The 19,035-nt window shown below is 30.9% G+C and carries 20 protein-coding genes and 1 tRNA gene; 10 read left to right on the top strand and 11 right to left on the bottom strand.

The features are described from left to right. Positions 1-28 precede the first annotated feature (28 nt). Positions 29-1,018, top strand: coding sequence for a phosphoribosylformylglycinamidine cyclo-ligase (purM, locus tag CAMP5082_RS03025; protein ID WP_263663714.1), 990 nt, complete (start codon positions 29-31; stop codon positions 1,016-1,018). A gap of 25 nt (positions 1,019-1,043) precedes the next feature. Here purM and dcuC read toward each other — a convergent pair whose 3' ends face one another. From dcuC to CAMP5082_RS02990, 7 genes are all read right to left on the bottom strand, one after another. After that, complete coding sequence (dcuC, locus tag CAMP5082_RS03020) at positions 1,044-2,417, bottom strand: C4-dicarboxylate transporter DcuC (RefSeq protein ID WP_263663713.1); 1,374 nt, start codon at positions 2,415-2,417, stop codon at positions 1,044-1,046. A 59-nt stretch (positions 2,418-2,476) separates the two neighbouring features. Next, positions 2,477-3,130, bottom strand: coding sequence for a superoxide dismutase [Fe] (sodB, locus tag CAMP5082_RS03015; RefSeq protein WP_263706970.1), 654 nt, complete (start codon positions 3,128-3,130; stop codon positions 2,477-2,479). A 67-nt stretch (positions 3,131-3,197) separates the two neighbouring features. Then, the gene (gene nrdG / locus CAMP5082_RS03010; RefSeq protein ID WP_337205876.1) at positions 3,198-3,707 is read right to left on the bottom strand and encodes an anaerobic ribonucleoside-triphosphate reductase activating protein; all 510 of its coding nucleotides are present in this window, start codon (positions 3,705-3,707) and stop codon (positions 3,198-3,200) included. Continuing rightward, positions 3,679-5,958 carry an anaerobic ribonucleoside triphosphate reductase gene (locus CAMP5082_RS03005; RefSeq protein ID WP_337205875.1) on the bottom strand — a complete coding sequence of 760 codons (2,280 nt, stop codon included), beginning with the start codon at positions 5,956-5,958 and terminating at the stop codon, positions 3,679-3,681. The genes nrdG and CAMP5082_RS03005 overlap by 29 nt, the downstream gene beginning before the upstream one ends. A 131-nt stretch (positions 5,959-6,089) precedes the next feature. After that, the gene (locus tag CAMP5082_RS03000) at positions 6,090-6,704 is read right to left on the bottom strand and encodes a BspA family leucine-rich repeat surface protein (RefSeq protein WP_263702415.1); all 615 of its coding nucleotides are present in this window, start codon (positions 6,702-6,704) and stop codon (positions 6,090-6,092) included. A gap of 210 nt (positions 6,705-6,914) precedes the next feature. Next, positions 6,915-6,989: transfer RNA gene (locus tag CAMP5082_RS02995), tRNA-Glu, on the bottom strand. A 69-nt stretch (positions 6,990-7,058) separates the two neighbouring features. Continuing rightward, a complete protein-coding gene (locus CAMP5082_RS02990; RefSeq protein ID WP_337205874.1) occupies positions 7,059-7,817 on the bottom strand; it encodes an exodeoxyribonuclease III in 759 nt (252 codons plus the stop codon). A gap of 98 nt (positions 7,818-7,915) precedes the next feature. Here CAMP5082_RS02990 and CAMP5082_RS02985 point away from each other — a divergent pair, with 98 nt between their 5' ends. Genes CAMP5082_RS02985 through CAMP5082_RS02960 form a run of 6 tightly spaced genes read left to right on the top strand, consistent with a single transcriptional unit; the run spans position 7,916 to position 14,329 of the window. Beyond that, positions 7,916-9,448, top strand: a complete 1,533-nt coding sequence (locus CAMP5082_RS02985; RefSeq protein WP_337205873.1) for a phosphoethanolamine transferase — start codon at positions 7,916-7,918, stop codon at positions 9,446-9,448. Further along, positions 9,448-9,819: a diacylglycerol kinase gene (locus CAMP5082_RS02980; RefSeq protein ID WP_047207846.1), complete on the top strand. Its 372-nt coding sequence runs from the start codon at positions 9,448-9,450 to the stop codon at positions 9,817-9,819. Before CAMP5082_RS02985 ends, CAMP5082_RS02980 begins: the two co-directional genes overlap by 1 nt. Beyond that, complete coding sequence (locus CAMP5082_RS02975) at positions 9,804-10,034, top strand: helix-turn-helix domain-containing protein (RefSeq protein WP_337205872.1); 231 nt, start codon at positions 9,804-9,806, stop codon at positions 10,032-10,034. The genes CAMP5082_RS02980 and CAMP5082_RS02975 overlap by 16 nt, the downstream gene beginning before the upstream one ends. A gap of 8 nt (positions 10,035-10,042) precedes the next feature. Beyond that, on the top strand, positions 10,043-11,038 hold the full coding sequence (pyrC, locus tag CAMP5082_RS02970; protein ID WP_337205871.1) for a dihydroorotase: 996 nt from the start codon (positions 10,043-10,045) through the stop codon (positions 11,036-11,038). A 10-nt stretch (positions 11,039-11,048) separates the two neighbouring features. Beyond that, positions 11,049-13,565: a type ISP restriction/modification enzyme gene (locus CAMP5082_RS02965; RefSeq protein WP_337205870.1), complete on the top strand. Its 2,517-nt coding sequence runs from the start codon at positions 11,049-11,051 to the stop codon at positions 13,563-13,565. Between the two features lie 23 nt (positions 13,566-13,588). Beyond that, positions 13,589-14,329 (top strand): type ISP restriction/modification enzyme, encoded by a 741-nt coding sequence (locus CAMP5082_RS02960; protein ID WP_337205913.1) that lies wholly within the window; start codon positions 13,589-13,591, stop codon positions 14,327-14,329. A gap of 5 nt (positions 14,330-14,334) precedes the next feature. On the opposite strand, the gene CAMP5082_RS02955 is transcribed toward CAMP5082_RS02960, so the two are convergent. Next, positions 14,335-15,033 carry a class I SAM-dependent methyltransferase gene (locus CAMP5082_RS02955; RefSeq protein ID WP_337205869.1) on the bottom strand — a complete coding sequence of 233 codons (699 nt, stop codon included), beginning with the start codon at positions 15,031-15,033 and terminating at the stop codon, positions 14,335-14,337. 60 nt (positions 15,034-15,093) lie between these two features. On the opposite strand from CAMP5082_RS02955, the gene CAMP5082_RS02950 reads away from it, so the two are divergent. Genes CAMP5082_RS02950 through CAMP5082_RS02940 form a run of 3 tightly spaced genes read left to right on the top strand, consistent with a single transcriptional unit; the run spans position 15,094 to position 17,478 of the window. Beyond that, positions 15,094-15,930 (top strand): metal ABC transporter solute-binding protein, Zn/Mn family, encoded by an 837-nt coding sequence (locus CAMP5082_RS02950; protein WP_337205868.1) that lies wholly within the window; start codon positions 15,094-15,096, stop codon positions 15,928-15,930. Continuing rightward, positions 15,927-16,676 (top strand): metal ABC transporter ATP-binding protein, encoded by a 750-nt coding sequence (locus CAMP5082_RS02945; RefSeq protein ID WP_039627659.1) that lies wholly within the window; start codon positions 15,927-15,929, stop codon positions 16,674-16,676. The genes CAMP5082_RS02950 and CAMP5082_RS02945 overlap by 4 nt, the downstream gene beginning before the upstream one ends. Then, on the top strand, positions 16,669-17,478 hold the full coding sequence (locus CAMP5082_RS02940) for a metal ABC transporter permease (protein ID WP_263663698.1): 810 nt from the start codon (positions 16,669-16,671) through the stop codon (positions 17,476-17,478). The genes CAMP5082_RS02945 and CAMP5082_RS02940 overlap by 8 nt, the downstream gene beginning before the upstream one ends. A gap of 9 nt (positions 17,479-17,487) precedes the next feature. On the opposite strand, the gene CAMP5082_RS02935 is transcribed toward CAMP5082_RS02940, so the two are convergent. The 3 genes from CAMP5082_RS02935 to rpmI form a co-directional block, all read right to left on the bottom strand. Beyond that, a complete protein-coding gene (locus CAMP5082_RS02935) occupies positions 17,488-18,396 on the bottom strand; it encodes a DNA ligase (RefSeq protein ID WP_337205867.1) in 909 nt (302 codons plus the stop codon). Then, the gene (rplT, locus tag CAMP5082_RS02930; protein ID WP_039617097.1) at positions 18,374-18,727 is read right to left on the bottom strand and encodes a 50S ribosomal protein L20; all 354 of its coding nucleotides are present in this window, start codon (positions 18,725-18,727) and stop codon (positions 18,374-18,376) included. The genes CAMP5082_RS02935 and rplT overlap by 23 nt, the downstream gene beginning before the upstream one ends. A 98-nt stretch (positions 18,728-18,825) precedes the next feature. Then, positions 18,826-19,017, bottom strand: a complete 192-nt coding sequence (gene rpmI, locus CAMP5082_RS02925; RefSeq protein WP_039617094.1) for a 50S ribosomal protein L35 — start codon at positions 19,015-19,017, stop codon at positions 18,826-18,828. Positions 19,018-19,035: the final 18 nt, after the last annotated feature.

Genomic DNA, 19,035 nt, shown 5'->3' with positions numbered 1-19,035 from the left:
TACCTTTTAAATTCTTAAAGGAAGATAAATGAATATAAGCTATGAAGATGCGGGCGTAAGTATAGACAATGGCAATGCTTTTGTAGAAGCAATCAAGCCTTTAGTAAAAGAAACTTTTAATGAAAATGTTTTAGGTGGCATAGGCTCTTTTTCGGGTGCTTTTGCTATGCCAAGTGGTTTTAAAAATCCTGTTATGCTAGCAGCAACTGATGGCGTAGGTACAAAGTTGCGCCTTGCTATTGATAGTCAAAAATTTGACACCATAGGTGAAGATTTAGTAGCAATGTGTGTGAATGATTTAATTTGTAATTTTGCTACGCCTTTGTTTTTTTTAGACTATTATGCAACTGCAAAATTAGATGTAGAAGTTGCTAAAAAAGTCGTAGCAGGGATTGCTAATGGTTGTAAAAAAGCAAATTGTGCCTTAATAGGCGGAGAAACCGCTGAAATGCCTGGAATGTATCATAGCAATGATTTTGACTTAGCAGGTTTTTCAGTGGGTATGGCCGAAAAAGATGAAATCGATAGAAGAAATTTTGTAAAAAATGGAGATATTTTACTAGCTTTGCCTAGTAGCGGGCTTCATTCTAATGGATATTCTTTAGCTAGAAAAGTGCTATTTGAAGCACAAAAGCTTAAGTTTGATGATAAAATAAATGGTAAAAATTTAATCGATATTTTACTTGAACCTACAAGAATTTATGTAAAAGACTTTTTAAAATTAAAACCATTCATTAATGCACTAGCTCATATAACAGGTGGTGGATTGGTGGAAAATTTACCTAGAGTTTTCCCAAGAGGAATAGGCGCAATCATCAGAAAACATCATCTAAAAACTCCTGAAATTTTTTACCAAATAGGCCAAAGTGTAGAAGAGGCTGAAATGTATAGAAGCTTTAATATGGGTGTGGGTTTAGTTATGGTGGTAGATCCATCTAATGTAGGAAAAGTTTTAGAAAGCTCAGACGCTTATGTAATAGGCGAAGTTGTGCTAAATGAAGGGGTTGTTTTAGAGTGATAGCTTAAAAGCCATCACTCTAAATTTATGCAAAATACCAAGCTATTAGGATATTTAAAGCCATTCCTACAAGCAACATAGGAGTAGATCTTTTAACAATGGCTATAGGATCTAATTTTGCAAAGCCTGCTAAGGCTAAAATTCCACCCGATATTGGCGAGGCAGCACGCCCCAAACAAGAAGCAATCTCAAGTGGCAAAGCTAGTGAGATAGGATTAATCCCTAGTTTTTGAGCAATATCTGGAGCAAGTCTTCCAAAAGCATTAAAAGCAGCAATCCCACTACCCATAATCACACTTGCAAAATACACAATAAAGCTTAAAACTATAATAGTAAGCAACACAGCAGAAGCCCCCATAGAAGAAACTGCTAAGGCTAAATGTTCTATACCTTTTAACGCTTTAATACCTTCTGCAAAAATAGAAGCTGCAATGATAATACAAACAACACTTACAAAAATTTCTGCCATAGCTTTTAGTATCACCATCAAATCATCTGCAAGTTTTTTTGCATCTTTATGTCTAACATACTCTAAAATAAAAACCAAACTTATACTTAAAAAATTGGCGCTCACCACATCTAGCTTCACTTTATATCCATATAAATTTGCAAAATAAGCACCAAATAAAAACACTATAGGAAGCCAAGGTAAGAAAATATAAAATAAAGGACAATTTGGGTTTTTTATTTCCATGTGTTCGATATTATCCACAACGCCTTTTGCTAAGTCTTTTTTATCCATATAACTATAATAAAACGGAATAAGCAAAGCTATCACAACAACATAAGCTATAACAGGATAAATTTGGTATTCAAAAAACATAGCAACAACATTTTCAATGCCTACCATATCTGCTAAATTTATAGAATTGCCATCTTTAGGACCATAATCAAGTGCAATTAATGATAAAACCGATACAGCAGTAATAGGACGAATTCCTATGGCGATTAAAACAGGATAAATCGAAGCAAGCAACAAAAGTAACAATCCTGTGTAACTTGAAATAACTATTTTTAAAGCCATGCCCACTACAAAAGTTCCACTTAAAACTAGGTATTTATTTTTAATCTTGCCTAGCGGTTTATTTGCTACAAAAGCTAACTTTGCCGAAGCATTAATGTGCTTCATATAGGCTGCAAAACCTGCAACAGACATTATAATAAGCCCCACACCAGCTAAATTTGTCTTAAAAGTTTGAGTTACAAAACCAAAGACATCAAAAACAGGATTTCCTAAGCTTTGTTTTAGCACAGACTCGCCAGTTGCTAAAGAAATGATGATTAAGATAATAATACCTGAGAGAAAAAAAGTAAAGATAGGATTGTATTTTTTAAGAATAAAATAGGCTACTAAAAATACACAAAATAAAGTAGCCACGACAGAAAGAAAAACCTCCATAAAACCTCCTAATTTTTGTATTTAGTCTATTTTACGGGGTTTTTCTTAAAAAAACTTGATTATTTTACAGGGTGAAGTTCGTTTGCATAGAAGCTTACTGAGTTCATGCCTTCTTTAATAGCCCATTCATAAGCTTTTGCTACAAATTCCCAGTTAATGTGCGCGTAGAATTTTTCTAAATACGCAGGGCGCGCATTGCGGTGATCTACATAGTAAGCATGCTCCCATACATCAACTACTAAAAGCGGAACTTTACCTTCAGTAATAGGTGTAGCAGCATTGCTTGTAGCTACCAGTTCTAATTTTTGATTTTGAGTGTTATAAACTAACCAGAACCAACCAGAACCAAATACCCCTGTAGCTCCTTTGATAAATTCTTCTTTTAAATTTTCCATAGAGCCGAAGTCTTTTTCAACTGCTGCTTTAAACTCAGCACTCAAAGAACAGCCACAGCCACAGCATGTTTTTGGCTTAATGCAATCAAAATAAAAGTCATGATTATATACTTGAGCAGCGTTGTTAAAAACTCCACCATTTGAATTTTGTATAATATAAACTAAATCTTTTCCCGCAAATTCAGTATCTTTGATAAGATTGTTTAGGTTGTTTACATAAGTTTGATGGTGTTTGCCATGATGAAATGCAAAAGTTTCTGCACTTAAAAAGTCTCCAAAAGCGTCTGCTTCATAAGGTAGTTTTCTTAATTCAAACATATTGTTCTCCTTTTTTAAATTTTATAACATTCTAACATAGTTAAATTAAAAAAGACTAAATGAGTCTTTATTTTTCAAAAAGTATTACTTTGCCTTGCTCTAAGCTTTTTGCTACATCGATAATGCGTTGATTTTTACTACCTTTAAATTTTAAAGATAAGTCTTTTTGCTCTAAAATAAACTTCCCATCTATCAAAACATCAGCTAAGATAAGTAATTCTTTTTTTGATTTTTCTTCTAATAGCTCTTCATAAGTAAAGCCTGTATATATGGTAAGATCAAGTCCTAAAGCCTTAATGTGTTTTGCTAGAATGCTTAATTTTTTTGCTTGCATAAAAGGCTCTCCACCACTAAAAGTAACACCTTGAAGCAAAGGATTTTTACAAATCTCATTATACAAACTTGCTAAATCTTGCAAATATCCTTTGTTAAAATCGTGCGTTTGTGGGTTATGACAGCCTTTGCAATGATGAGGGCAACCTTGAGTAAAAATCACATAACGCAAACCATAGCCATCGACTATGGATTCTTTTATAACACCAGCTAATCTAAGAAAAATCGTGTTTAATTCTTGCATGAACTTCAGCTTTTTTAGCGTCATTAAAACGATCAAGCGTTCCTACTAAATAGCCTGTGATTCTTCTTATGCGTTCGAATTTAATATCATCTTCTTTTCTATGGCACTTTGGACAAAACTCATCTATCACACCACTATAACCACACACTGGATCCCTATCTAGCGGGAAATTAATCGAGCCATAGCCTATATTGCTTTCTTTCATACATTTTATAATGCGTTCAAAACTTTCTAAATTCTTACTCACATCGCCATTTAATTCTACATAAGTAATATGCCCGCCATTATTTAGCTCATGATATGGAGCTTCTATTTGAATTTTTTCATATATGCTAATAGGAAAATCTACAGGAATATGAAAAGAATTGGTATAAAAATCTTTATCGGTTATGCCTTTTAAAATGCCGTATTTTTTTTGATCTAGTTTTAAAAATCTTCCACTTAAACCCTCAGCTGGGGTAGCTATGAGTGAAAAATTAAGCTTATCTTTGAGTGCTTTTTCATCGACAAATTCACGCATAAAACGCACGATTTGCAAGCCAAACTCTCTTGCTTCTTGGCTTTGTCCATGATGAGAACCTATCAAAGCTATTAAACTCTCACAAAGTCCTATATAACCTATAGCCAAAGTCCCATGTGCGATAACTTTTTCTACGCTATCATTTTCTTTTAAAGAATCTGAATCTATCCAAATTCCCTCGCCCATTAAAAATGGGAAATTTTTAACCTTTTTTAGACTTTGAATTTTATATCTATGAAGTAATTGCTCATACACAAGTTCTAATTTTTCTTTTAAAAGTGAGTAAAAAAGCTCTAAATTTCCTTTAGCTTCTATGGCTAAACGCACAAGGTTTATACTTGTAAAGCTCAAATTTCCCCTGCCACTTGTGATTTCTTTGCTCTCATCATAAACATTTGCCATAACTCTAGTTCTACAACCCATATAAGCTACTTCACTATTATAATCGCCCTTTTTATAGTATTTTGCGTTAAAACTCGCATCTAAAAAGCTAAAATTTGGAAAAAGTCTTTTAGAAGCACACTCTATAGCAAGCTTAAAAAGCTTATAGTTTGGATCCGCTTCATTATAGTTAATACCTTCTTTTACTTTAAAAATTTGCACAGGGAAAATTGGCGTTTCGCCATTTCCTAAACCTCTCATCGTAGCTTTTAGTAAATTTTCTATCACCATTTGCCCTTCAAAAGATGTATCGGTACCATAATTTAGCGTACTAAAAGGCACTTGGGCTCCTGCTCTTGAGTTCATAGTATTAAGATTATGCACTAAAGCTTCCATAGCTTGAAAAGTCGCATCTTGGGTTTGCTTTAATGCTCTTTTATAAGCATAAGCATTTGCTTGTTTTAAAAAATTCTCATCACTATTTAAATCAAGCCTTAAAAGCTCTTTGAAGCATTCTTTTTCACTTGAAGCTTGAAAATTAGCATTTTTAAAGCATTGCTCATCTAAACTTTGCTCTAATTTTATTTCAAAAAAAGCATTTATAGCCTTTTTATACTCTTTTTGAAAAGTCTTTGCCACGCCTTTTGCCATAGCAAAATCAAAATTGGGTATAGACTGGCCTCCATGCATTTCATTTTGATTAGCCTGCAAGGTAATGCAAGCTAAAGAAGCGTAAGATCTGATATCATTTGGCTCACGCAAGCTTCCATGTCCTGTGCTAAAGCCATTTTCAAAAAGCTTTAATAAGTCTATTTGACAGCAAGTTTGCGTTAGCATATAAAAGTCTTTATCGTGTATGTGTATATCGCCGTTTTTGTGCGCATTTGCGATATGTTTTGGCAAAATACACTCATCTACATAGTATTTTGCACCTTCTGAGCCATATTTTAACATCATACCCATAGCGCTATCTGAATTAATATTTGCATTTTCTCTTTTTAAATCAGCTTCTTTAGAATCTTTAAAAGTTAAATCATCATATAAACTTAGCAAATCATAGCTACCATTGCGAATTTGTGTTCTTTTTTGGCGATATAAAATATAAGATTTTGCAGTATTGACTAAGGCATTTTTGATTAAAACTTCTTCAACTTTATCTTGAATTTGTTCTACTTGTATGTGTTTTTCATCCAGTAAAGCCACAACCTCATCACAAAGTTTATCTAAAAAATCATTATTTAATTTTTCATCTGTGGAATTTATATTGGCTTTGAAAATAGCATTTTTAATTTTAAAAATATCAAATGTAACTTGGCTTTTATCTCTTTTTATAATAAATTTTATTCTCATGGAAATTTTCCTAAAAAATAATCTCTAAGCACTATAAAATAGCACTTTTAAAAGATAAGTTTAGTACAAAAACTTGATGAAAAACTTAAAGAAATAAAAGAAAAATTCACACAAAAAATGTGTGAATTTGATTATTTTAACTCCACGCCTTTTACAGCATAAAGTTTATCAATACCACGATTTCCAAACATTTTATCAGTATTACAATCTCTTTGGATATTCCACTCATCTAGCTCGTGGTGAAAATTTTTACAATTATGGAAAAGATAGGCCATGGTAATTACATTTTGCACATCCCAGCTTGCCACATTATGCTCATACGCATGGCAGTTTTCAAAACAATGTGCCATTCTGATTACATTAGAGGTTTTCCAGTGCAATAAAGAATGATTAAATTTAACACAATTAAAAAACATATAAGACATATCTTTTAAATTTTGTGTATTCCATCTTGATAAGTCTTTGTTGAAATTTTTGCAGTTAAAAAACATACTTGCCATATTTTCGACATTTGAAACATCCCAGCGTGATAAGTCTGCATTAAAACTTTCACAACAATAAAACATATAAGACATATCTTTAGCCTTAGATACATCCCAACGCTCAATACCCAAAAAATCTTTTCTAGTAGAACAATAAAAAACGAATGAAAAATCTTCTATCAAAGAAACATCAATATCTCTTAGAGAAATTCTTTCATTGTGCACCAAATTCATTAACTCATTTTTGTTTTTAACTTTATACATTTTGCCCCTCCTTTTTGTATATTTTAAAAAACAAGTGTGAAGTCAAAATAAATTTAATGAAATTAAACAAAAGATTTGGAATATTAATAATTATTAATTTAAAATTAACTTAATATAAATATATATTTACAAAATAATAAATAATTATAAATAAATAGATGAATTTTGATAAAAAATGAAAAAAATAATACTGTGGAGAAAAATATAGAGTGGTGACCCATACGAGACTCGAACTCGTGTTACCGCCGTGAAAGGGCGATGTCCTAACCGCTAGACGAATGGGCCAATTTGCAGTTTGAAGACAAAATTATAGCAATTTTTACTTAATAATTATTTAAGACATCAAAAAATGCCTTAAATATCTATTTCTATCCCTACAGGAGCATGATCTGAACCAAAAATATCATCTCTTATAAAGGCATTTTTGAGCTTATCCTTTAAGCCATTAGAAATGAAAAAATAATCAATCCTCCAGCCTACATTTCTTTCTCTTGCTTTCATTCTATAGCTCCACCACGAATACTTTTCTTTAATATCACCATTTATATGCCTAAAAGTATCTATAAAGCCTAATTTTAATAAATCATCTATCCAAGCACGCTCAATCGGCAAAAAGCCTGAAGTCTTTTCATTAGCTTTTGGGTGGGTTAAATCTATCTCACGGTGAGCAGTATTTACATCTCCACAGATAATAATTTCTTTACCTTCTTTTAAAAGTTTATCTAAATACACTAAAAAATCATTATAAAATTTCATTTTAAAGCTCAAACGCTCTTCATCTTTTTGACCATTTGGAAAGTAAATATTAAACAAAACTACATTTTTAAAACTATGTTCTAAAACCCTACCCTCATCATCATCAAAAAATTCACATTTTTTGACTTCACTATCAAAATTACACAAACTCATTACACCAGAATACCCTGCTCTTTTAGCGCTATTTGAATACATATGTTTAAAAGGATACTCATAAATTCTTTTTGGAAATTTATCCTCATGTGCTTTGATTTCTTGAAAACCTATAAAATCGATTTCTTCTTTTTCAATCCAATCCAGTGCGTTTTTATCACAAATTGCCCTTAGGCCATTTACATTCCATGATAATAATTTCATAAAATACCTTTACCAATCTTCTTTTGTTGCTATTTTATATGTGATTTATTAATTTTATTCAAATAGACTAAGTTTTTATTTTATTCCAAAGGAAAAAAATGCACCTAAAGCTTTCATGGACAAAATTTACCCTGCTTAATACGATTTTTATCATGGCGTTTAATTTCCCGTTGTTTGAGTTTGTATATGAAAAGATAGATCAAAACACTATGCTTTTTAGTGTGTTTTTTGGAATTTATTTTTTCTTGGTTTTGAGTGTTTTATCTTTGGTATATTTTCCCTATATCACCAAAATTTTAAGCATATTTTTACTTAGTACTTGTGCTATTTGTAGTTATTTTGTTAGCAATTATGGGGTTTTAATCGATGATCATATGATACAAAATGTCGTTGAAACAGACAATAGAGAGTTTTTTTCTTATTTTAATTTTTCCTTTGCTTTGTATATTTTAGTCTTTGTGATTTTTCCTAGTTTGCTTGTGATTTTTACTAAGATTGATTATCAAAGATATTTTTTCAAAAAAAGTGTATTATTTTTGACTTCTTTGGTATTTTGCTTTGCTTTAGTAGCTCTTAGTTCAAAAACACTTTTGCCTTTTTTAAGATCACACAATATCGTTAGAATGTATAATTTGCCATTTTATCCAATATACTCAAGCATAGAATTTACAAAGAAAAAACTAGCAGGTAAAAAAGAACTAACTATCATTTCAAATGATGCAAGTTTAAAAGATACCAATACAACTAAGCTTATGATTTTAGTCATAGGTGAAACTGCTAGAGCGAGTAATTATTCTTTAGGTGGATACAGCACAAATGATACTAATTTTTATACCAAAAATGAACCAAATTTAGTATATTTTAGCGATGTAAGTTCATGTGGAACGGCTACTGCAAGAAGTTTGCCTTGTATGTTTTCAAGACACAAAAGAGTAAATTTTGAAGATGGATTATACGAAGAAAATGTTTTAGATATCTTGCAAAATGTTGGAGTACAAAGTGTTTGGTTTGGTAATAACTCAGGGGGCTGTAAAGGAAATTGCGATCGTATAAAACACAAACTCATTGCAAAAGACTACGATGAGAGCTTACTTGAACTTGTAAAACAAGAACTTGAAAATACAAATTCAAATAAAATCATCGTTGTACATTTACAAGGCTCACATGGGCCAACTTACTACAAACGTTATCCAAATGCATTTAAAAAATTTATGCCAACATGTGATACAAACGAGCTAAATACCTGCTCACACGAACAAATCATCAACACCTATGATAATACTTTACTTTATACAGACTTTATTATAAAAAGCCTTATAGATATGCTTAAGCAAAATCCTGCCAAAGAAGCTTCTTTGCTTTATTTATCAGATCATGGAGAAAGTTTAGGTGAAAATGGAATTTATCTTCATGGTATGCCTTATTTAATAGCACCAAAAGAACAAAAACATATACCAATGATATTTTGGAGTAAAGATAGCAAATTAAGCCAAGATTTGCAGAGCAAAAAAGACTATAGACTTTCTCAAGATAATCTTTTTTCAAGCTTGCTGGGGTATTTTAGTGTAAATAGCAAAGAATATGAGGCAAATTATGATATATTTAGCAAAAATTTAAAGGAAAATCCTTAATGAAGCCAAAGTATTCTTTATTTAAAAATGCAAGCTATGCCTTTAATGGAATTAAATTTTTACTCCAAGATGAAATGGCTTTTAGGATAGAATTTGCCATTATTTTACCTTTGATTTTTGCAAGCTTATTTTTGCCTGTAAGTTTTTTAGAGCATTTTGTGCTTGTATTTGTTTTGGTGCTAATTTTAATCGTAGAAGCGCTAAATTCTGCCATAGAAGCTTGTGTGGATCTTTGCACGAGCGAATTTCACATCTTAGCTAAAAAGGCAAAAGATTGTGCGAGCGCTGGGGTGTTTTTTAGCGTGGTTTTAGCTATAATTACTTGGAGTTTTATTCTTTTTGATTTGGTTAGAGAATGGATGATAAAGTAAAAATACTATGTGCAAAAATATTTGGTAAAAAACGCTTTGAAATTTTAGAATTTTTAGCCCTTCATGCTGATGATGATGGTTTTGTCTTTGCAAACATAGAAGAGCTTTCTAAACAACTAAACATCAGTAAACCTACCATCATTTCTACTTTTAAATTTTTAGAAGAAAAAGCTTTGCTTGAAAAGCTCAAAAACGGCTTATATAAGCTCAAATAGGAGATAAAATGACACTTAAAAACCCTTTGGATATGCATTTACATTTACGCGATGAAAGCATGCTTGAACTTGTAGCTCCATTTAGCGCAAAAGACTTTAAAGCAGGGGTTATCATGCCAAATTTAATCACCCCGCTTACCGAAACAAATGTATTAAAAGCTTACAAAGAACGCATTTTAAAAGCATGCAAAAATGAAGATTTTACGCCTTTGATGACTTTATTTTTTAAAGACTATGATGAGAAATTTTTAGAAAAAGCTAAAGATGAGCTTTTTGCTATCAAGCTTTATCCTGCAGGTATCACTACCAACTCAGATAATGGAATTTCAAGCTTTGATATAGAAAAGTTAAAACCTACACTAAATGCTATGAGTGAATTAAACATACCTTTGCTAGTGCATGGAGAAACAAATGATTTTGTAATGGATAGAGAAGCAAATTTTGCTAAAATTTATGAAAAACTGGCAAAAAACTTTCCAAAATTAAAAATCGTAATGGAGCATATTACCACTAAAATTTTGTGTGATTTACTAAAAGATTATGAAAATTTATACGCAACCATCACTTTACACCATTTGATGATAACGCTTGATGATGTAGTGGGTGGCAAGATGGATCCACATTTATTTTGCAAACCTATTGCAAAACGCTATGAAGACAAAGACGCTTTATGTGAGCTTGCTTTTAGTGGTTATGAAAAAGCTATGTTTGGAAGCGATAGCGCACCTCATCCATTACATACCAAAGAATGCTGTGGGTGTGCAGCTGGAGTATTTAGTGCGCCTATTATATTGCCTGTTTTAGCTGAACTTTTTGAAATACATTCAAATGAAGCAAATTTACAAAAATTTATTTCAGATAATGCTTGTAAAATCCATAATCTTAAATTTGAAAAAGATAAAATCATCACTTTAGAAAAACAAGAATGGCAAGTAGCACAAAAATACGGCGATGTAGTGCCATTTATGGCAGGAAAAACTTTAAATTTCAAAGTTGCAAATTAAAAGGAAATTAATGCTAAAAGCTTATCTAGAAGACATAAAAGATATTTCTATCAATGATAAAGAACACACACATAGAACAGCTTTGCAAAATTTATTACAAGCTATAAAAGAAAATCAAGACAAGCAAAATAAAATCTCTATCAAACAAGAACCAAACAATGACAAAGAAGGTAGAGGCGCTCCGGATTTTTTAATAACAAAAGATTTTCTAACACTAGGCTACATAGAAAATAAAAGAGTAAATGCAAATCTTGACAACATCATAAAAAGTGATCAAATTTTAAAATACACAAAATTAAGCCCAAATATCATTCTCACAGATTATTTAAGATTTATATTATTAAGCTTAAATGAGAAAAACGAGATCGTTGTTTGCAAAGAAGTAAAAATTTGCTCTCTTGATGAGATAAAAAACATTATTAAAAATCAATCTTTGCTAGATACTAAAATGCAAGAGTTAAACGAGCTTTTTAGTATATTTTTTACCAAAATCCCAAATCCCATAAATTCAGCTTTAGATTTTGCAAATCATCTAAGCCTAAGAACAAGAATTTTAAAAGATGAGCTTTTGCTTTCTATCGAAAATGAAGTGCTGATAAGTTTATTTAACACTTTCAAAGAAACACTTTATAAAGAATTATCCTATGAAGAATTTTGTGATTCTTTTGCACAAACTCTAACTTATAGCTTATTCTTAGCTAAATTAAACAACGATACCGCAAAAGAAATAGATCTAAACAATGCCAAAAAATTCATACCAAAATCATTTCCATTGATTCGTTCTATGAGTGGATTTTTAGATGATAGTTTTGAAAATTTAGAAAATATAAAATGGCTTTTGGAAGAAATTATAAACATTATAAATCACATAGACATTACAAGTATTATAAAAGAACTAAACAAAACTAGTGAAAAAGATCTATTTAATCGTAGTATTTTATCTACTCACAAAGATCCTTATTTACACTTTTATGAAACATTTTTAGCAAGCTATGATCCAAAGCTTAGAGAAGTAAGGGGAGTGTATTATACTCCTGTGCCTGTGGTAAATTTCATCATAAATGCCATAGATGAAATTTTAAAACAAGATTTCAATCACAAAAAAGGATTAAGCGAAGCTTTAAACAAAGATATAACCTTGCTTGATTTTGCCACAGGCACTGGTACATTTTTACTTGAAGCTTTTAGAAAAGCCTTAGAACCTATAAATAAAAATAGCGTTAATTATAATCCAAAAGCTTTGATAGATAAATTTTGCGGTTTTGAATTTTTAATAGCACCTTATACCATAGCACACTTAAAACTTTCTCAAAGCTTTAAAGAAGAATTTAGCTCTCCATTAAATGGCAATGAAAGTCTTAAAATAGCACTAACAAATACTTTGTATTCTAAAAGCATATCCAAAGAACAAGATAATCAAAACACACTTTTTACACTTGCTGATTTAACCAACGAATTTAAAAAAGCCCAAAAGATAAAAGAAGAACAAATTCTAATCATCACAGGCAATCCACCTTATAGTGGAGCAAGTAGTAACAAAGGCTTATATGAAGATGAGATCAAAATAAGCTATGGTTTAGAACCAAGCAAAGCAAATCTTAATGATGAACAAAAAAAGTGGATAAGCTCGTATCTTAAAGAAAAATCCAAACAAAACACAAGTACTTTTAAAGCTATATATGAAAAACACAAACTAGAAAATGAAAAAAATCCAAAATGGCTTTTAGATGATTATGTAAAATTTATACGCTTTGCACAAAGTAAAATCGACTCTCAAGAAAGTGGAATTTTTGCTTTTATTTCAAATAATGGCTTTTTAGATAATCCTACCTTTAGAGGTATGAGATATTCTTTAATGCAAAGCTTTGATAAAATTTATATACTTAACTTACATGGCGATACCAATAAAAAAGAAAAAGCTCCAGATGGAAGTAAAGATGATAATGTCTTTGATATCATGCAAGGTGTGAGCATAAATATCTTTATAAAACAAAATTCAAAAACAAAAAATACAAAGATTTATTATCATGATTTATACGGCAAAAGAAAAGACAAATACGAATTTTTATATGAAAATGATTTAAATTCTATTAAATGGACTTTGGTTAAAAATAATGAGCCTTTTTATCTTTTCTTACCACAAAATAATGATTTATTAGAAGAATACAACAAAGGCATAAGCGTAAAAGATATTTTTATGCTTTCAAGTGTAGGAATTGTTAGCGGTAGAGATAAATTTGTAATATCAAATTCCAATAGCTTGGAATCTTTAGAAAATCTTAAAACAAGAATTAAAAGATTTTTATCATTAGATATAGAAAGTGCAAGAAAGGAATTTGATTTAGGACAAGATTCTAGAGATTGGAAAATAGAATACGCACAAAAAGAACTAAAAGATACTCAAAATAATTCATTTAATTATAAGAAAATTCACTATCGTCCATTTGATATTCGTTGGACTTATTATACAGGACAATCAAAGGGTTTTCATTGTATGCCTAGGAGAGAAGTAATGGAACATTTTTAGAAGGAAAAAATTTAGGATTAAGCATTCCTAGACAATTAAAAGATTCTAAAACAGAATGGAATCATTGTTTTTTAACAACAACAATTACAGATCAAGCATTAGCATCTGGAGGTAATGGCCCAAACAATATCTTCCCACTCTATCTTTACCCTACAACTAGAAGTAAAAAATTCCTAAAAAAAGAAAATCCAAATTTCAATGAAGAAAATTTCACCTCAAAAATAGAAAATTTCAAAGAAAGCTTTAGAACTTTCATAGATGATCTTTACAAAGAAAAATTCTCGCCTGAAGATATACTAGGCTATGTTTATGCTGTGCTTTTTCATAAAAACTATAGAGAAAAATACCTTGATTTTTTAAAAATTGATTTTCCAAAAATTCCTTTTGTAGAAAATAAAAAAACTTTTAAAAATTTAAGCAAACTAGGTTTAAAGCTTTTAAATTTACATTTATTAAAAGATGATGAGTTAAATTCAAATGCGGGCGAAGCTTTGTTTAAAAGTGTCAAAAATAAAAATTTCAAAATACAAAAAATAAAATACAACAAAGACACAAAAGAGCTTTTTATAAACGAAAGTTTGTATTTTAACGAAGTAAGTCCTGAAATTTATGAGTTTAAAATAGGTGGTTATGCTGTGCTAGATAAATACTTAAAAAGCCACAAAGAAGAAGACATAGACCATAAACATTTTACCTTGATCATACAAACTTTAAATGAAACTTTAAAAATTCAAGATGAAATTTCAAAAATCAATCTTAGCTAGTATAACTAGCTAATGATTAAAAGTTTTATCTTAGCTTCTATAATCTCTTCTACCTCATCTTTTACAAAGCTTTCTAACTCTTGTTTGTTTGCATTAATACCATTCATACTCAAATGCCACAAAGCATTTTCTATCGCACTATCTTTGTCTCTTTTTACCACTCTAGTTTCGTTAAAAACTTCACTTTCATAAGAGATATTTTGCGCATTTAAAAAACTTTGTAAATCCTCTTCATAAAAACCTTTAAAATGCGTGTTAAAACGCTCAAATATAGGATCTAAAAAGCTACTTTTGCGCCTACTTGCCCAGCCTAAATACACTTTTTTAGAAGCTAAGCTTAAAAAAGCTTTATAGTCTTTTTCATTTTGTAAAGTAGGAGACATACTCAAAAAGGCTAAGTCAAATTTCGTGTTATTGTTTTTATAAAAGTTTTCAAAGTCTAAATTTAGGGTTTTTACATTTGATATAGCATGAGTTTTTGCATCTTCTTGTAAAATTTCAAGCATAGCACTAGAGCTGTCTACACCCAAAACACTTTTTGCTTTTTGTGCCAAATGTAAAGTCCAAACACCACTCCCACAACCTATATCTACCACGCTTTTATCTTGTAAAGATCCAAGTTTTGCAAAAGTAGCTTTTTGAATTTCGTTTAAACTAGGATTATACCTTGCATAGCTTTTTGCTTTTTTATTCCATAAATTCATCTTCACTCCTTATTTTTTCTAATATAGTATAATATTTTTTTGTTTTTAGAAAGGAAAATTATGCGTGTATTGTTTTTGTGTTTGATTTCATTTTTAAGTATATATGCTAAAGATTTGGTAAGTGTTAGCATAGCCCCACAAGCTTACTTTGTAAAGCAAATTGCCAAAGATACTTTAGATATTAATATAGTCATACCACCTAATGCAAATGAGCATACTTTCGAATTTAAACCAAGCGGTATTTTAAAGCTTGAAAAAAGCGATATTTACTTCACAGCCAATTTAGAATTTGAAAAAATTTGGATTTTAAAACTTAAAAATAATCTTAAAAATACCAAAATCATCTCTACTCAAAATGGCATTGATTTTATACCTTTGCAAGAGCATGCGCATGAAGGACACCATCATCATGGAGATGACCCTCACACATGGCTTGATCCACTTTTAGCAAAAACTCATGCTAAAAATATCACTTTAGCACTTATAGAACAATACCCACAAAACAAAGCATTTTATGAGCAAAATTTAGAAAATTTCTTAAAAGAAATGGATGCATTAAATTTACAAATACAAGCTTTATTTAAAAATGTAAAAAACAAGCATTTTCTAGTCTATCATCCATCTTGGGGGTATTTTGCAAAAAGATATCATCTAAGCCAAATTCCTGTTGAAATAGAAGGAAAAGAACCTAAGCCAAAAGACTTAGCCAAGCTTGCAAAACTCATACAAAAAGAGCAAATAAAAGCTATTTTTGTACCTAAAGGAGCTAATAATAATACTATTAAGGCTATGGCGAGTAATTATAATCTTAAAATCATAGAACTTGATCATTTGCCAAGTGATTATGAAAATGAACTTTTAAAAGATGCAAAAAATATAGCAAGCGTTTTACAATGATAAAAATCAATATTAAAAATTTAAACTTTTCATACAACCAAGATGAGGTTTTAAAAAATATCAACCTAAACTATGAAAGCAAAGACTTTTTAGCCATAGTAGGGCCAAATGGCGGAGGTAAATCTACACTTTTAAAACTCATACTAGGCTTACTAAATAGTCATAAAAACATAAACTTTGAAAACTTAAGTTTAAAAGATATAGGTTATGTCCCACAAAATACTTTAGCAAACCCAAACTTTCCAGTGCGTGTACTAGAAGTGGTGATGATGGGAAGGGTGGATAAAAAATTCTTTGGTTTTTATACCAAAAAAGATCAAGAGCAAGCCTTACTAGCCTTAGAAAAAGTAGGTATGAGAAATTTTTGGGATAAAAAAATCAACGAACTAAGCGGAGGTCAAAGACAAAGAGTTTATATAGCAAGAGCCCTAGCAAGCGAATGCAAGCTTTTAATCCTTGATGAGCCTACTGCAAGTATAGATACTAAAGGCTCTGTGCAGATTTTTGAGCTTTTGAAAAAATTACACGAAAGCGGGGTTGGTGTGATAGTAATATGCCATGATTTAAATGTAAGCTTAGCTTATGCAAATAAAATCGCATATTTAAACAAAGAATTATTCTTGCATGAAAACACCCCTGAAAAAAAGGCACATTTACTAGCGCATTTAAGCCAAAATCACACGCATTTTTGTGATGTGGAGCTTAGCTTGGAGCAATGTTGCTGTGAAGGAAAAAACCATGCTTGAACTTTTATCTAGCTCTTTTATACAAAATGCTTTTTTGGCTGCATTTTTAACTAGCATTGCTTGTGGGATTATGGGGACTTTGATCATGATCAACCGCTTAAGTTCTATGGCAGGAGGTATTACGCATGGGGCTTTTGGGGGCATAGGTATAGCATTTTATTTTGGTTTGCCAGTACTTGTTAGTACGAGCTTATTTACTCTTTTTTTAGCCTTGCTTGTAGCGTTTTTAGTACAAAAATATCCTTTTAGAAGTGACAATATAGTCGGGGTTATATGGGCTTTTGGAATGGCTGTTGGTATCATACTCATAGACTTAACCCCTGGGTATAATGGTGATTTAATGGGGTATTTATTTGGTAGTATTTTGTCTGTGCCTACACAAGATATAGTTTTATTTGCAGTGATTGATGTGATTTTTATCATTTTAGTATTGCTTTTTTATCGTCAATTTGAAATTCTAAGCTTTGATAAAGAATTTGCAAGCTTAAGAGGGGTTAAAACTAATCTTTTTCATTATCTTTTAATCGCAATGATGGCTTTTTGTATCGTTATAAGCATCAAAGTAGTAGGACTTATACTTGTGATAGCTTTGCTTAGCATACCTGCATTTATCGCTGAGAGTTTTTCTAAAAAGCTTGGTCAAATGATGATCATCTCTACACTTTTGAGCATAAGTTTTTGCGTGATAGGGCTTTTTGTGAGTTTTTATTATAATCTTGCAAGTGGAGCTTGTATCATAGCTAGCGCTTGTATAGCTTTTGTGTTTTATCTTTGTTTTAGTGCTTTTTTAAAGAAAAGTTGAAATTTACTTTTATCTTAAAACGCTATTTTCATGCACTCTTAAAAAACTAGCAAATTTTGGCTTGCCATTTTTGGTTAAGCCATTGTATTTAAAAGTGACGATAGCACCAATTGGTGGAGGGTTTAAGCGATCGCTTTCTTTAAAGCCTGAGCCTATCTTAAAACTTACTTTTTTATCCTCAATCACTGCTTCACAAAGTAAAGATCCCATTTTACCTTCAAATTTTCCCTTACCTTCAAAATGCTTTTTTACAACACATTCTGTATCATCAAAAGGTTTTAGTTTGTAAGCATTGTTTGATCTTTTCTTTTCATAAGGTGCGTTGTTTAATCTTATGATCACACCCTCGCCTTTATGCGAAATGATATCTTGGTAAAATTGCTTTAAATGATTTTTATCTTTAATGCGAATTTGTGGGATGATTTTTATAAAATCATTTGGATTTTTAGCTAAATACTTTTTTAAAACTTCTAATCTTGCTTCTAAAGTACAAGGATCAAGTTTAAATTCCTCGCAAGCATTTGGCACATCAAAGACATTATAACTTACTTTTTGCCAAAGTTTTTCATCAGGGTTTTCTTGGCGTATTAAAGATGAAATTTCTTCAAAAGAAGCTCTTTTTATCCAAAGTTCTCCATCTAACTCAAATTTAGGAAAGTTTTTTGTGAAAAATGAAGGGAGTTTTATAGCATTTCCTGCTCTTGTTTGCATAGACTTACCACTCCAAAGCCCTCTTACGCCATCGAGTTTTTCGCTCATGAGATAATGGCTTAAATTTACATCTTTAAATGCTTTTTCATCATAAACTTTAAAAAGCAAAATATCTTTAGCAAAAAGAGAATTTAAAAAGAGAGTAAAGAGAAAAACAAGGCTTATAAAAAGCCTTGCAGTAAGATTAAAGTGCTTTTTTAGCAGCATCTGCGATTTTAGCAAAAGCAGCTGCGTCGTTCATCGCTAAATCAGCTAAAATTTTTCTATCAAGCTCAATGCCTGCTTTTTTAAGACCATTTATAAATCTTGAATAACTAATATCATTTAGTCTGCAAGCTGCATTGATACGCACTATCCAAAGACGACGGAAATCACGTTTTTTGCGGCGTCTATCACGATACGCATAAACCAAACTTCTTTCTAATTGTTCTTTAGCTTTTCTAAAGTGTTTGCGGCGACCACTATAAAAACCACGCGCAAGTTTTAAAACTTTTTTATGTCTACGGCGTCTTACAACACCTGTTTTTACTCTTGCCATATTTATCCTTTCACAAATTGGCGTTCGTTAAACGAATCTTGCCCTTTAAAATAAGGGGAGTTTGAATGACTTTCGTCAAAAACTAAATTTAAGCGAGCTTAAATTCCTAACATTTTTTCAACCGCTTTAACATTGGTTGAGTGAACATACTTAGAAGTGCGAAGATCACGCATTCTTTTAGCAGGTTTTTTAGTCAAAATGTGGCTTCTATAAGCAGCGCCTCTTTTGATTTTATTTTTACCTACTTTGAAGCGTTTAACAGCACTTTTAACGCTTTTCATTTTTGGCATGTGTATCCTTTGGATAAA

The organism is Campylobacter sp. LMG 17559 (assembly GCF_024723605.1).
Lineage (GTDB): Bacteria > Campylobacterota > Campylobacteria > Campylobacterales > Campylobacteraceae > Campylobacter_D.
The sequence above is the reverse complement of the archived record's forward strand: the minus strand, read 5'-3'. Positions and strand labels throughout refer to the sequence as shown.